10 protein-coding genes are annotated in these 14,321 nt (G+C 63.3%); 5 read left to right on the forward strand and 5 right to left on the reverse strand.

Annotation, left to right across the window (positions count from 1 at the left end; genetic code table 11):
• Window positions 1–98: 98 nt before the first annotated feature.
• Window positions 99–992 carry a flagellar biosynthetic protein FliO gene (locus tag ACT54B_RS10705; protein ID WP_476044841.1) on the reverse strand — a complete coding sequence of 298 codons (894 nt, stop codon included), beginning with the start codon at window positions 990–992 and terminating at the stop codon, window positions 99–101.
• Between the two features lie 422 nt (window positions 993–1,414).
• On the opposite strand from ACT54B_RS10705, the gene cckA reads away from it, so the two are divergent.
• Complete coding sequence (gene cckA / locus ACT54B_RS10710) at window positions 1,415–4,033, forward strand: cell cycle histidine kinase CckA (RefSeq protein WP_476044843.1); 2,619 nt, start codon at window positions 1,415–1,417, stop codon at window positions 4,031–4,033.
• Between the two features lie 73 nt (window positions 4,034–4,106).
• Here cckA and ACT54B_RS10715 read toward each other — a convergent pair whose 3' ends face one another.
• A complete protein-coding gene (locus ACT54B_RS10715; RefSeq protein ID WP_476044845.1) occupies window positions 4,107–5,033 on the reverse strand; it encodes a pseudouridine-5'-phosphate glycosidase in 927 nt (308 codons plus the stop codon).
• A 53-nt stretch (window positions 5,034–5,086) separates the two neighbouring features.
• Window positions 5,087–6,034, reverse strand: coding sequence for a carbohydrate kinase family protein (locus ACT54B_RS10720; protein ID WP_476044846.1), 948 nt, complete (start codon window positions 6,032–6,034; stop codon window positions 5,087–5,089).
• A gap of 242 nt (window positions 6,035–6,276) precedes the next feature.
• Between ACT54B_RS10720 and recA the strand changes: the two genes are divergently transcribed.
• Together recA and alaS are read left to right on the forward strand one after the other, a co-directional pair.
• Window positions 6,277–7,365 (forward strand): recombinase RecA, encoded by a 1,089-nt coding sequence (gene recA / locus ACT54B_RS10725; RefSeq protein WP_476044847.1) that lies wholly within the window; start codon window positions 6,277–6,279, stop codon window positions 7,363–7,365.
• Between the two features lie 156 nt (window positions 7,366–7,521).
• Window positions 7,522–10,179, forward strand: coding sequence for an alanine--tRNA ligase (alaS, locus tag ACT54B_RS10730; protein ID WP_476044848.1), 2,658 nt, complete (start codon window positions 7,522–7,524; stop codon window positions 10,177–10,179).
• A 106-nt stretch (window positions 10,180–10,285) separates the two neighbouring features.
• Here the strand turns inward: alaS and ACT54B_RS10735 are convergent, their stop codons facing one another.
• Window positions 10,286–11,947: a SulP family inorganic anion transporter gene (locus tag ACT54B_RS10735; RefSeq protein WP_476044849.1), complete on the reverse strand. Its 1,662-nt coding sequence runs from the start codon at window positions 11,945–11,947 to the stop codon at window positions 10,286–10,288.
• Between the two features lie 166 nt (window positions 11,948–12,113).
• Here ACT54B_RS10735 and ACT54B_RS10740 point away from each other — a divergent pair, with 166 nt between their 5' ends.
• Both ACT54B_RS10740 and ACT54B_RS10745 read left to right on the forward strand, forming a co-directional pair.
• Entirely contained in the window at window positions 12,114–12,971 is an 858-nt protein-coding gene (locus ACT54B_RS10740; RefSeq protein ID WP_476044850.1) for an AraC family transcriptional regulator, read from the forward strand.
• The gene (locus ACT54B_RS10745) at window positions 12,968–13,582 is read left to right on the forward strand and encodes a GyrI-like domain-containing protein (RefSeq protein WP_476044852.1); all 615 of its coding nucleotides are present in this window, start codon (window positions 12,968–12,970) and stop codon (window positions 13,580–13,582) included. Before ACT54B_RS10740 ends, ACT54B_RS10745 begins: the two co-directional genes overlap by 4 nt.
• Here ACT54B_RS10745 and ACT54B_RS10750 read toward each other — a convergent pair whose 3' ends face one another.
• On the reverse strand, window positions 13,583–14,215 hold the full coding sequence (locus ACT54B_RS10750; RefSeq protein ID WP_476044853.1) for a glutathione S-transferase family protein: 633 nt from the start codon (window positions 14,213–14,215) through the stop codon (window positions 13,583–13,585).
• Window positions 14,216–14,321: the final 106 nt, after the last annotated feature.

Here is a 14,321-nt window from a genome sequence, read left to right on the forward strand (position 1 = left end):
ACTAAGCGCTAACAAAACCGCTTCTAGCGGTTCAAGCGCAGCGTTTCAAACCTCCACCTTTGGTGGAGGTCATGACTTTCCGCTGCATGGGATCGATGTCAGCCTTCGCCGCCGTCGCCGAAAATGCGATTGATGCCGGCCTGCATGCTGCGCTGGTCTTGCGGTTGCGGGCGGCTGGCCGTGATGGGACGGCGTGGCTGATCGCCGCCGCGGGCCTGGCGCTTTGCGGCCTCCAGGCGCTCTTCCATTTCACGCGCCAGAATATCGTCGAAATCCGCACTGCCGCCGGGCGCGGCAGCCTGCGGTGCGGGAATTTGCGTGCGGCGGCGGGCCGCTTCCAGTTCCCGGGCGATGGCCGCCTCTTCCGCATCGTCACTGGTCGCGGATGAGGGCAGGGACGCGCCTGCCGGGCGGATACCCCGCGCCAGCGTCACCGGCCGAATGCCGGTGTCCGGATTGCCCGATACTGACAAGGGCCGCAAATACTGGCCGCTGGCCCTGTCCGCATCCTCGAAATCGTCTTCCCATTCCTGATAGGCGGCCGGCTGGGGACGGTCCACCGGGCGGACGGGCTCCGGGCGCTGGAACACCTTTTGCGGTCTCGGCGGCTCCGGCCGATAGGGCTCCTGCACCGGCTCCTCGTAATCGTAGTCGTCCTCCGGTTCCGCCGCCTCATAGGGTGTATCGATGCCGCTCTCGATGACGAGATCCGTCGGACCGCCCACCAGCAACAGATGCTCGGTATTGTCGCGGCGGATCAGGATGGCGCGGCGCTTGGGATCGACCTGCACGGTTTCCACGACCCGGATCCGGTTCTGCCGACCCCGACCCTGGCCGAGAAAGCCGCTACCGCCAAAGGCCGGAACCGCGCCGAAGAATCCGCCCGGAAACCGCCGCCGGAACACGACGACCATGGCAAAGAAACCGGCCATGGCAATGCCGACCAGAAGAATGGCGAGGGCGAACTTCAGACCCACAGAATCCGTATCCATGCAAACGTCTCCCGGCGTTGATGCCGAAATCCGGTGGTGGGAGGCCATCCGGACAGTATTGTGTTGCTCTCAAAATCTGTCGCTGAAGGGCGGGAAACCGGTCCAAACGCCCTTCTTTTCCCGAGGAAACGCCTTTTTTCGACTCGTTACAAGCGCGCCGAGGTGCTTGTCCAAGCATTCCTGCAGGTCGGGTTGCGCTTTTCGGGAGGTTGATCTTCTCCCGGCGGCGGCCCAATCCGTTAACTTGGGGAATTGCATGGGCCAGCTTGTCTATTCCCTTCATCGTGAAGCAAAATTCCACTATTGATTCGGTCATCCGGGCGGTCGGGCGGCAGGTTGCGGCCGCCGGGGTTTGCAAGGATGGCAGAAAGGCCGGCGTGCCTCCGGTGGTCCAGCAAAGGGCATTGGAGGGTGGGGGACGAATGGAAATCGACAAGGTGGCCGTGAAAGACAAGAAGGCCCTGGTGGACCGCACGGCCGCGCGCGGCGCGACATGGCGTATCCTTCTCCTGGCGGTCATCCTTGTGGCGGCCTCGGCCGCCTTTGTGCTGATGCGGGATTCCCTGACCAACGAACTGGTGCTGGGCCTGCTCGGCGTTCTGGCGATGGCCGGCATCTTCTTCATCGTTTCGGCGATCATCGGCTTTGTCGAGATCATGCCGCCGGCAAGCCGCATCAGCGTGGACCGCGGTTACCTCGACAGCCATCCGGACGGATTTCTGATCACCGACTCCAAGGGGCGCATTCTCTACGCCAACCGCGCCTATGGAGACTTGACCGGGGCCGGGCAGGCGCGCGACGTGCAATCGCTGGAAACGCTCCTCTCCCGTACCAAGGAATCCGGCGAGGCGCTCTACCGCCTGTCGAACCGTTTGCAGTCCGGTCATGGCGGCCACGAGGAATTCCGGCTGCTCAAGCCGCTCGGCCAGCCGATGGGCAGTTCGGGCGCGCACTGGTACCGGCTGAAGGCCCGCATCCTGCCGCCCCAGGCCAAGGGGCAGCCGTCGAACCGGGTCTGGCAGATCACCGATATCACGGCGGAACGGGACGACCAGGAGCGCTTCTTCAAGGAATTGCAGAATGCCATCGACTATCTCGACCATGCGCCAGCCGGATTCTTCTCGGCGGGGCGTCGGGGAGAGATCATCTATCTGAATGCAACGCTGGCGGACTGGCTGGGGATCGACCTGACGAAATTCGCCCCCGGTGCGCTCTCCGTCGCCGATATCGTGGCCGGCGAGGGGCTTGCGCTCATACAATCCATCGAGGCTGATCCGGGCGCCCGCAAGACGGCGACCGTCGATCTCGATCTGCGCCGCACCAACGGTCAGAGCCTTCCGGTGCGCCTCGTGCACAGCGTGACCTTCGCCCGCGATGGCGCGCCCGGCGAAAGCCGCACCATCGTGCTGGCGCGGGGCGGCGAGCGGCAGGATGACGACGGCGCCTCGATGGCGGCGATGCGCTTCAACCGCTTCTTCAACAACACCCCCATGGCAATTGCCTCGGTGGATGGCAACGAGCGGATCCTGCGGACCAATGCGCCGTTTCTGCGGCTCTTTGCCGGCGTGGTCAGCCGGGACGACGTCGAAACCGGCATCCGCTTCGAGCGGATCGTGCCGCCGGCCGAATGGAAGATCATGGAGGGAGCCCTGGCCGCCGCACGCGACCGGCAGGGCGACATCGCCCCGATCGACCTGCGTCATCCCAAGGATGAGACCCGGCATATCCGCTATTACGTGAATGCCGTGATCGACCAGTCCGAGGAATCCCCGGAAGAATCGGCAATCATCTATGCGGTCGAGATCACCGAGCAGAAGGCGCTCGAAACGCAGATGGCGCAGACCCAGAAGATGAATGCGGTGGGGACGCTGGCCGGGGGCATCGCCCATGACTTCAACAACGTGCTGACCGCAATCCTGCTCTCGTCCGATCACCTGCTGCTGCAGGCGCGTCCTTCCGATGCGAGCTTTGCCGACCTGATGGAGATCAAGCGCAATGCCAATCGCGCTGCCGTGCTGGTGCGGCAGTTGCTCGCCTTCTCGCGCAAGCAGACCATGCGGCCCTCCGTTCTGGTGCTGACAGACGTGGTGGGCGATTTGCGCATGTTGGTCGACCGGCTTCTGTCGGGAACCAATGTGAAGCTGCAGGTGGATTACGGTCGCGACCTTTGGCCTGTGAAGACGGATCTGTCCCAGTTCGAGCAGGTGCTCATCAATCTCTGCGTCAATGCCCGCGATGCCATGCCCAAGGGCGGTGAGCTGATCATCCGCACCCGGAATTACAAGGGCGGTGACATCGCGGCGCTGAATGCGACGGACGTGCCACCGGAAGACCATGTGGTGATCGAGGTTTCCGACACCGGGACGGGCATCGCACCCGAAATCATGGACAAGATTTTCGAGCCCTTCTTCACCACGAAAGAAGTGGGCAAGGGCACGGGTCTCGGCCTGGCGATGGTCTATGGCATCGTCAAGCAGTCCGGCGGCCATATCCAGGCGGAATCGGAAGTCGGGAAGGGCACCACGTTCCGCATTTTCCTGCCGCGCTTCATTCCGGAGATCATTCCGGAAAAGGCACCGCAGAGCACGGTTTCCGGCACCGCGGCGCCGGCGGCGGCCGCCTCTTCCGCGCCGGTCGCTGCCAAGGAACCGGTCGATCTCACCGGCAAGTCGGCGGTCGTGCTTCTCGTCGAGGACGAGGAAGCGGTCCGCCGGGGCGGCAAGCGCATGCTGGAAACCCGCGGCTATACGGTGCATGAGGCCGGCTCCGGCATCGAGGCGCTCGACATCATGGACGAGCTGGACGGCAAGGTGGACATCGTCGTTTCCGACGTGGTCATGCCCGAAATGGACGGGCCGACGCTGTTGACCGAGCTGCGGAAGAACTATCCCGACCTCAAGTTCATTTTCGTTTCGGGCTATGCCGAGGATGCCTTTGCCCGCAACCTGCCCGCCGATGCCAAGTTCGGCTTCCTGCCCAAGCCCTTCTCGCTCAAGCAGCTTGCCGAGGCGGTCTATGAAATGCTGGACGGCAAGAACTGATCCGGCAGAGTCCCGGTGAGACAAGAAAAAGGCGGCTCGTGGGCCGCCTTTTCAATGTTCTGACCGGATCGGTTCAGAGCGCCATGGCAACCGCGATTTCGGCGGCCAGATGGGCATTGTTTTCCACGAGGGCGATGTTGGTGCGCAGCGAGCGGCCCTCGGTCAGGTGATAGATGCGGTCGAGCAGGTATGGCGTGACGGCCTTGCCGACAATATCGTTGTCTTCGGCATCGGAAAGGGCGCGACCGATATAGATTTCCATTTCCTCGCGCGGAATTTCCGCCGCTTCCGGCACGGGATTGGCGACCAGCATGCCACCATCGATGCCGAGCTGATCGCGCGTCTTCTGGAAATTGGCGATGGCGGCCGGGCTGTTCAGCATCAGCGGCGAGGGCAGGCCGGAACCGCGCGACCAGAAGGCCGGGAATTCCATGCTGTCATAGGTCACGACCGGCACGCCCCGGGTTTCCAGCACTTCGAGCGTCTTCGGAATGTCGAGGATCGCTTTCGCCCCGGCGCAGACGACGATGACGGGCGTGCGGGCAAATTCCTCCAGATCGGCGGATATGTCGAAGCTGAGTTCCGCACCCCGGTGTACGCCGCCGATGCCGCCGGTGGCGAACACCTTGATGCCGGCGCGGGCTGCGGCAATCATCGTCGCCGCAACGGTGGTGGCGCCGGTGCGGCGCTCCGCAATCGCAAAGGCGAGATCGGCGCGGGATACTTTCATGGCGCCCTTGGTCTGGGCGAGCTCCAGCAGGTCTTCCTTTTCGAGGCCAATATGCAGCGTGCCGTGAATGACGGCGATGGTGGCCGGAACGGCGCCTTCCTGCCGGATGATCGCTTCCACGCTTTCCGCCATATGAAGATTGCCGGGATAGGGCATGCCGTGCGTGATGATGGTGGATTCCAGCGCAACGATGGGCGCGCCGCGGGCCTTGGCGGCGGCGACTTCACGGGAAAAGGAAACGGGAAGGGACTGGGAGATCGGTCGGGTCATCGGTTCTATCCGGAGCAGCGGGCCTTGAGAGGCAGGCCCGGGGTTGACGCTATTCAAGACAATATTTCGGCGCGAGGCACAAGGGGCAGCACGGCGGCAAGGCTTTCTGGCGAAAGATCGGGCGCGCAGGCCAGTGGCGATGCCAGCGTGATGCGGGCCGCGGCGGTGCCCCAGCGGATGGCTTCCGAAAGGGGGAGGCCATGCATCCGGGCGGACAGGACGCCCGCCGCAAAGCTGTCGCCGGCACCCGTGACGTCCGCGATCCTGTCGGCAGGAGGCGGGGTAAGGCCGACAGCTTCGTTTTCATCAAACAGGACGGTCTGGCGTGCGCCGCGGGTGACCGCGCCCCCCTTCAACCCGGCCCGGCGCAGAAGCTTCGGCCAATCTGCCGCGCTTTCCGCCCGCTCGCCGGCGATGGCGGCCGCCTCGGCCTCGTTGAGAAAAAGGGCGGAGAGCGCGGACAGGATCGGCCGGTACCGCACCACCTTGGCTGGCGATATGGCAATGCCCGCCAGGGAAAGTCCTCGTCCTTCCGCTGCGCGTCCGATGGCCACAAGGGTTTCCTGCGGCAGGTTCGCATCGACCAGCAACAGGTCAGCCTTTGCAAGACGGTCCCGCATCTGGCGCGCCTCGATCCGGCGCGGGCCAAACAGCCGGTAGAGCTCCATATCGGCGAGCGCAATCACGAGATTGCCGTCTGCCTCGAGAATGGCCGTGTAGCTGGGCGTCTTCCGGTCGAGAAAAACCATGGGGTGGTGATCCACGCCCGCCAGGGCGGCAGCCTCGGCAACGGCCTCGGCCTCGCGGTCGCCGCCCAGCGGGGAGACCATGGAGACGGCATGTCCGAGTCTTGCGAGATTGCGCGCGGCATTGAAGCCGCCGCCACCCGCTTCCTCGAACCAACTGCCCGGATTACTGGCGCCGGGCACGGTTTCGCCGCCGATCCGGCCGCGCCGGTCCATGTGGGCGCCGCCCAGAACCAGTATGGATGATCCCCTCATGAGCCCTCGTTGTCTCCCTGGCGCCGCGGACGATTCGCGGGCCTCCGCTCCTCCCGGCCTCGCTCTTCCCGACCTTTCTGAAGCGCGTTCCGGCACTCGAAAACAAAATAAGAACAAACGCTTGTTTGTCTTTCTGTTTCAAGGGCATGATCGGCTCTTGAAATAGCGGAACAAAAAGAGTACATACAGGCCATGGGAAGCTTCGTTGCCTGTGCAGCTTCAATAACCTAAAGGTGGATCATATGTCACAAAATTCTTTGCGGCTTGTAGAGGACAAAACGGTGGATAAAAGCAAGGCACTGGACGCGGCTCTCTCCCAGATCGAACGGGCGTTCGGCAAGGGATCGATCATGAAGCTCGGTTCCAATGAGAATGTCGTGGAGATCGATACCGTATCGACGGGCTCGCTGAGCCTCGATATCGCGCTTGGCATTGGTGGCCTGCCCAAGGGCCGCATCATCGAGATTTACGGCCCGGAAAGCTCGGGCAAGACGACGCTTGCCTTGCAGACCATTGCGGAAGCGCAGAAGAAGGGCGGTATCTGCGCCTTCGTCGACGCCGAGCACGCGCTCGACCCGGTCTATGCCCGCAAGCTGGGTGTCGACCTGCAGAACCTCCTGATCTCGCAGCCGGATACGGGCGAGCAGGCGCTCGAAATCACCGATACGCTGGTGCGCTCCGGCGCCATCGACGTGCTGGTGGTCGACTCCGTGGCGGCGCTGACGCCGCGGGCGGAAATCGAAGGCGAGATGGGCGACAGCCTGCCGGGCCTGCAGGCCCGCCTGATGAGCCAGGCGCTGCGCAAGCTCACCGCCTCCATCTCCCGGTCCAACTGCATGGTGATCTTCATCAACCAGATCCGCATGAAGATCGGTGTGATGTTCGGTTCGCCGGAAACCACCACAGGCGGCAACGCCCTGAAGTTCTACGCCTCCGTTCGTCTCGACATCCGCCGCATCGGTTCCGTCAAGGAGCGCGACGAGGTGGTGGGCAACCAGACCCGCGTGAAGGTGGTCAAGAACAAGATGGCGCCTCCCTTCAAGCAGGTGGAATTCGACATCATGTATGGCGAAGGCGTGTCCAAGACGGGCGAACTCATCGATCTTGGCGTAAAAGCCGGTATCGTCGAGAAGTCCGGCGCCTGGTTCTCCTACAACAGCCAGCGCCTCGGCCAGGGTCGCGAGAATGCGAAGACCTTCCTGCGCGACAATCCGGATCTCTCCCGCGAGATCGAGATGGCTCTGCGCCAGAATGCAGGGCTGATTGCCGACCGCTTCCTCCAGAACGGCGGTCCGGATGCCGGAGAAGACGATGGTGCGGGCGATATGTAACGCCTTCGCCTCACCTTTATTTTAGAAAAACGGCCGTGGATCGCCCGATCCCCGGCCGCTTTCGTTTGTCCTGCTGGACAGGGCCAAGAGGGGGCGATAAAAGCCAATGGTTTTTATGGAATGGTTCCGCCGGAGGGCGGCTATGAAGGGCGTATCATGAGCGGTGTGAATGAAATCCGGTCGACCTTTCTCGACTACTTCAAGAAGAATGGCCACGAGATCGTCTCGTCGAGCCCGCTCGTGCCGCGTAACGATCCCACATTGATGTTCACCAATGCGGGCATGGTGCAGTTCAAGAACGTCTTCACCGGTCTGGAACATCGCCCCTATTCCACGGCAGCCACGGCGCAGAAATGCGTGCGTGCCGGCGGCAAGCACAACGATCTCGACAATGTCGGCTATACCGCGCGCCACCACACCTTCTTCGAGATGCTCGGCAACTTTTCTTTCGGCGACTATTTCAAGGAGAGCGCGATCGAGCTTGCCTGGAACCTGATCACCAAGGAATTCGGGATCGACGCCAAGCGTCTGCTGGTCACCGTTTATCACAATGATGACGAGGCTTTCGGGCTCTGGAAGAAGATTGCCGGTTTCTCCGACGACCGGATCATCCGCATCCCGACCTCCGACAATTTCTGGGCCATGGGCGATACGGGTCCCTGCGGCCCGTGCTCGGAAATCTTCTACGATCACGGCGACCATATCTGGGGCGGCCCTCCGGGTTCGCCGGAAGAGGATGGCGACCGCTTCATCGAAATCTGGAACCTCGTCTTCATGCAGTATGAGCAGGTGACGAAGGAAGAGCGCGTCTCGCTGCCGCGTCCGTCCATCGATACCGGCATGGGCCTGGAGCGTGTCGCCGCCCTGCTGCAGGGCAAGCACGACAATTACGATATCGACCTGTTCCGCGCGCTGATTGCCGCATCGGTGGAGCATACGGGCGTACCGGCCGAAGGCGAGCGCCGGGCGAGCCACCGCGTGATTGCCGATCACCTGCGCTCCTCCGCTTTCCTCATTGCAGACGGCGTTCTGCCGTCCAACGAAGGCCGCGGCTATGTGCTGCGCCGCATCATGCGGCGCGCCATGCGCCATGCGCAGCTGCTCGGTTCCCGCGATCCGCTGATGTGGAAGCTGCTGCCGACGCTGGTCAACGAAATGGGCCGCGCCTATCCGGAGCTGCAGCGCGCCGAAGCGCTGATTTCCGAGACCCTGAAACTCGAAGAGACCCGTTTCCGCAAGACGCTGGAGCGCGGCCTGTCGCTGCTGTCCGATGCGACCGCAAATCTCTCCAAGGACGACAGCCTGGATGGTGAAACCGCCTTCAAGCTCTACGATACCTACGGTTTCCCGCTCGATCTGACGCAGGATGCCCTGCGCGCCCGCGGCATTCATGTGGACCTGACCGGCTTCAACGATGCCATGCAGCGCCAGAAGGCCGAGGCACGCGCCCACTGGGCCGGCTCCGGCGACAAGGCGAACGAGACGATCTGGTTCGAGCTGAAGGAAAAGCACGGCGCGACCGAGTTTCTCGGCTACGACACCGAGCGCGCCGAAGGCGTGGTGCAGGCGCTGGTGCGCGAGGGCAAGGCTGTCGACAGCGCTTCTGCCGGCGAGAGCGTGCAGGTCGTGGTCAACCAGACGCCGTTCTATGGCGAATCCGGCGGCCAGATGGGCGATACCGGCGTGATGGAAACCGATGGCGCCAAGCTGAAGGTGACGGATACGCAGAAGAAGGGCGAAGGCCTGTTCGTGCATGTGGCCGAGGTGGTCGAGGGATCGGTGAAGCCGGGTGACGCGGTGATCCTCACCGTCGATCATGCCCGCCGTGGCGCGCTTCGTGCCAACCACTCCGCAACCCATTTGCTGCATGAAGCCATGCGCGAAGTGCTGGGCACGCATGTGGCGCAGAAGGGCTCGCTCGTGGCGCCGGAGCGGCTGCGATTCGATGTGTCCCATCCCAAGCCCATGTCCGCCGACGAACTGAAGATCATCGAGGACATGGCGAACGAAATCATCGTTCAGAACGCGCCGGTGAGCACCCGCCTGATGAGCGTGGACGATGCGATTGCCGAGGGCGCCATGGCGCTCTTCGGGGAAAAATACGGCGATGAAGTGCGTGTTGTTTCCATGGGCCGGGCGGTGCGTGGCGAGAAGGCCGGCAAAGCCTATTCGCTCGAGCTCTGCGGCGGCACGCATGTGGCCGCAACCGGCGAGATCGGTCTCGTGCGTGTTCTCTCCGAAAGCGCTGTAGGCGCTGGCGTTCGACGCGTCGAGGCGGTGACGGGTGATGCCGCCCGCGCCTATCTGGCCGAGCAGGACGAGCGCGTGAAGGCGCTGGCCTCCACGCTCAAGGTCCAGCCGGGCGATGTGGTTTCGCGCGTGGAAAGCCTGATGGAAGAGCGCAAGAAGCTGGAGCGTGAGCTCGCCGATGCCAAGCGCAAGCTCGCCATGGGCGGCGGGACCGCCGGCGGCGATGCGCCGGAAGAGGTCGGCGGCGTGAAATTCATGGGCAAGATCATGTCGGGCGTCGATGCCAAGGACCTCAAGCCCATGGCAGATGAGGGCAAGGCAAGCCTTGGCTCGGGCGTCGTGACCTTCATCGGTGTCTCTCCCGATGGCAAGGCCAGCGCCGTGGTGGCCGTGACCGACGATCTGACGGGCCGCTTCAGCGCCGTCGATCTGGTGCGGATTGCTTCTGCGGCCCTCGGCGGCAAGGGCGGCGGCGGCCGTCCCGACATGGCCCAGGCCGGCGGTCCGGACGGAGCGCAGGCCGAGGCGGCGATTGCAGCCGTCAAGGCCGCATTGGCCGGCTGATCCTTTTTCCCGCAGGCACAAGAACCTCCCGCCGCAAGACGGGAGGTTTTTTCGTGGATAAAGGGATGGCCGCAGGGTCACGAACGATCTGCGTCGAAAGCAGGCGTCAGGTGGGCGTGGCCTCTGCCGGCGCACCCTTCGCCGCCGAAATGGCCGCGAGGGCGGCGTCCAGCGATGGCGAGAAGGTCACGCGCGGTGCGTGGACCTCATGGCTTTCCAGTGTCTTGCGGACCGTGTCCGATGCCCCGGATATGAACACCGCCGTACCCGTTTTCTCGGCCTTGCGGACAGCGCCTTCGATGAGGTTTGCGGCCGTGGAATCCATGAAGGGTACCGCCTGGCAGTCGAGCACGGCATAGCGATAGCCGTTTGCGATGCGGTCGAGCACCGGTCCGGCCTGCGGCGCGGCACCAAAGAAGAGAATGCCTTCGATCCGGTAGATCAGGGTGTCGCGGGGCGTGCCGGGCAGGGGATTTTCCGTCTCTTCGTCGCGGTCGGGCCGTTCTTCGAGCTTCAGCGTCTTGCTCATGCGGTCGATGAAGAGGATGGAGGAAAGCGCAAGCCCGATGATGATGCCCTCCGTCAGATCGCGGAACACGACGAGGAGGAAGGTGGCCATCAGCACGACTGCATCCGCCCGGGACGAGCGCAGCAAGGCGGCAAAGGCCGGCTTTTCCACCATGTTCCAGGCCACGACGGCAAGCACGCCGGCCAGGCTCGCGAGCGGTATGTAGCCCGCAAGCGGGGCGGCCACCAGCATGAAGGCGAGCAGGAACAGGGCATGCAGCATGCCCGATACCGGCGACGTGGCACCGGAGCGCACATTGGTGGCAGTGCGGGCAATCGTTCCGGTCGCGCAGATGCCGCCGAACAGGGCAGAGCCCATATTGGCCGCTCCCTGGGCAATCAGTTCCATGCTGGAGCGATGGCGCCGCCCGGTCATGCTGTCGGCGACGACGGCGGACAGCAGCGATTCTATCGCGCCCAGCAAGGTAAAGGCGATGGCATCCGGCAGCACCGCAATCACCTTTTCCATCGACCAGGAGGGCAGTTGCGGCAGCGGCAGGGTGCGGGGTATGCCGCCGAATTTGCTGGCAATCGTATCGACCGGCAGGTGGAGCAACTGGGTGAGGGTGGCCATGAGGGCGACGGCGATCAACAGGCCCGGCCAGGTGGGCCGGAAGCGCCGGATTGCCAAGATGAGGACGATGGTGGCGAGGGAAAGGCCGAGCGCCGCGGGATTGAGCGTTGCGGCGGAGGATGCGAGTGCCGAGAGCTTGCCGATGACAGGTCCGGGTTCTGGCCCGTCGAGGCGAATGCCCGTCAGGTCGCGGATCTGGCTGGCGAAGATGATCACCGCGATCCCTGCGGTAAAGCCCACCGTGACCGGATAGGGAATCAGGCGAATGAAGCGCCCGAGGCGCAGGAAACCCGCCGCCATCAGGAAAAGGCCGGAGAGGAAGGTGGCAATCAGCAGACCGTCTATGCCTTCGCGGGCCACGGTTGCCGACACCAGCACGATAAAAGCGCCGGCAGGACCGCCGATTTGGTGCCGGCTGCCGCCGAGCACGGAAATCAGGAAGCCGCCGACGATTGCGGTGAACAGCCCGCGATCCGGCGTTACGCCCGAGGCTATGGCTATGGCCATAGACAGGGGCAGGGCAACAATGGCGACGGTGAGGCCGGAAAGCGCATCCTGTTTCAGACGGGAAAAATCATACCCCTCCTGAAACACCGTCACCAGTTTCGGAACCAGCCTGTCCGTCATCCAGCTTCCCTCTCTCTGCCATTGCGTGCTGCCGAAGGGCAGGCTCCGCGACCAAGATTGCCCGTAGCATTTCTGCCGATACTATGCCTTGCTTTTCGAAAGGTCCGCAGGATTTGTGAAGTCGTTCCATGCTGGAAAGAGGGCGGGGGAAGAAGTGGAAGGCGGTATGAACCAGATAGGCACCTGGACGCATTACGAGGCACGGCTGAGACGGGTAACGGCCTATATACACGACCATCTGGACGAGGAACTGGATATGGACAGGCTGGCGGAAATTGCCTGCCTGTCGCCCTATCACTGGCATCGGATCTACAGGGGCGTCCAGGGGGAAACCCTGGCCCAGACCGTGCGGCGGCTGCGGCTGCAGCGGGCGGCCAATGCGCTGGCGACCACGGCAGAGCCGGTCATCGCCATTGCCCGCCGGAATGGATATCCAAGCCTTTCCTCCTTCTCCCGCGTATTCAAGGCCAGCTACGGCCTGTCGCCCGCCGCCTATCGGCGCAATGGCGGGCATGTGGCGCTCAAGACTGCCATCCGGCAAGGAGACATGTGGATGTATGACGTAACGTTCCGAACGCTTGAACCAACCCCTGCCATCGGTGTGGACCATAGTGGCCCCTACATCACGATCGGCAAGGCATTCGAGACCCTGTGGGGTCTCCTGTGGACGCGCAATCTCGCGCGGCCGGGAGCCAGACTTTACGGCGTGTATTATGACGACCCCGAGGGCAAGCCGGCCGATGCGCTGCGTTCGATGGCCTGTGTGGAGGTTGCCGATCCCAATCTGGCAGTTGAGCCGCCCCTGAAGCGATTGACCATTGCCGGCGGACGCTACGCCGTTCTCACCCACAGGGGACCCTATAGCGAGCTGCATCTGGCCTATAGCTGGCTTTACGGGCAATGGCTGCCGGCGGCCAATCTGGAAATTCGAAACGAGCCGGCCATCGAGATCTACGTCAACACCCCGCAGGATACCGCGCCGCAGGATCTGATTACGGAAATCTGCATACCGGTCCAGTCATGATCAAGCACGACCTCAAGAAGGCGTTGCCCGGCTTCTTCCGGGCGCCCCTCGGACGGTTCGAGCGGATCAATCTGCCGGCGATGGACTATCTGGCCGTGGACGGGACGGGCGATCCGAACCGGACTGCAGCCTATCGGGCGGCGGTCGAAACGCTCTATGCCGCATCCTATGGTCTGAAGTTCCTGAGCAAGGCGGCCGGGCAAGACTATATCGTACCGCCTCTCGAAGGACTCTGGTGGGCCGACGATCCCAGGGATTTCATCCTGCGGCGCAAGGAAACCTGGAAGTGGACCATGCTCATCGCGGTGCCGCCTTTCGTGGATGAAACGATGATGGAGCAGGCCATCCAGGGCGCCAGGAGAAAAGGCGCGCCGGCGGCGGGAGATCTCCGTCGGTTGCGGCTTGCGGAGGGCGAATGTCTCCAGACGCTGCATGTGGGCAGCTACGATGCGGAAGCGCCGGTTCTCGCCCGCCTGCATGACGAACTGATGCCCGCGCAAGGCCTGACCTTCAACGGGCATCATCATGAGGTTTATCTGTCCGATCCGCGTCGGGTCGTGCCGGAGAAGCTCAAGACCATCCTTCGGCAGCCGGTGCGCGCAATCGGGTGATCAGCCGGCAGCCTTCTTCATCGCTTCCCCCTCCTGTTCGCAGAGGGCATGGGTGCGGCGATAGGCTTCCCGGCTGGAAATGCGCCGTGCATAGTCCTCGAACGCGGGACGCTTTTCGATGGAGCCGAACATCAATCCCCAGGCGACCGCGGAGCCGACATAGACATCCGCAGCGGTGAAGCGGTTGCCGGCGATGAAATCATAGGCGGAAACCGCCTTTTCCAGCGTGTCCATGACCTGTTCATAGGAGCCATAGCCGCTCATGCCGCGCTTGTCGTCCGGAACCTGAAAGCCCATGGCGCGGTTCGTGACGGCCTGCTCCAGCGGACCGGCAGCGAAGAACATCCAGCGATAGTAATTGGCCCGTTCTTCCGGGTGGGGTGCGAGGCCGCGTTCCGGAAAGGCCTCGGCCATATAGGCACAGATGGCAGCGCATTCCGTGACGATGTTTTCGCCATGCTTCAGAACCGGCACTTTGCCCATGGGGTTCATGCCCTTGTAGTCCGATGTTTTCATCGACGGGCCGAAGGGCACATTCACCACCTCGTAGGGCTGGTGCGATTCTTCCATCATCCACCGGGCTATGCGGCCGCGAGACATGGGATTGGTGTAAAGCGTGAGATTGCCGGTCATGACACGATCCTCCTGGTGCATGGGCGGCAGGATAGCCGGGCTGCCCGATACGACCAAGAAAAAACCCGGCGCCTGGCCGGGTTTTCACTTTTTCAAAGCTCAATGG

The sequence above is a fragment of the Gellertiella sp. DMC107 genome (assembly GCF_056313605.1).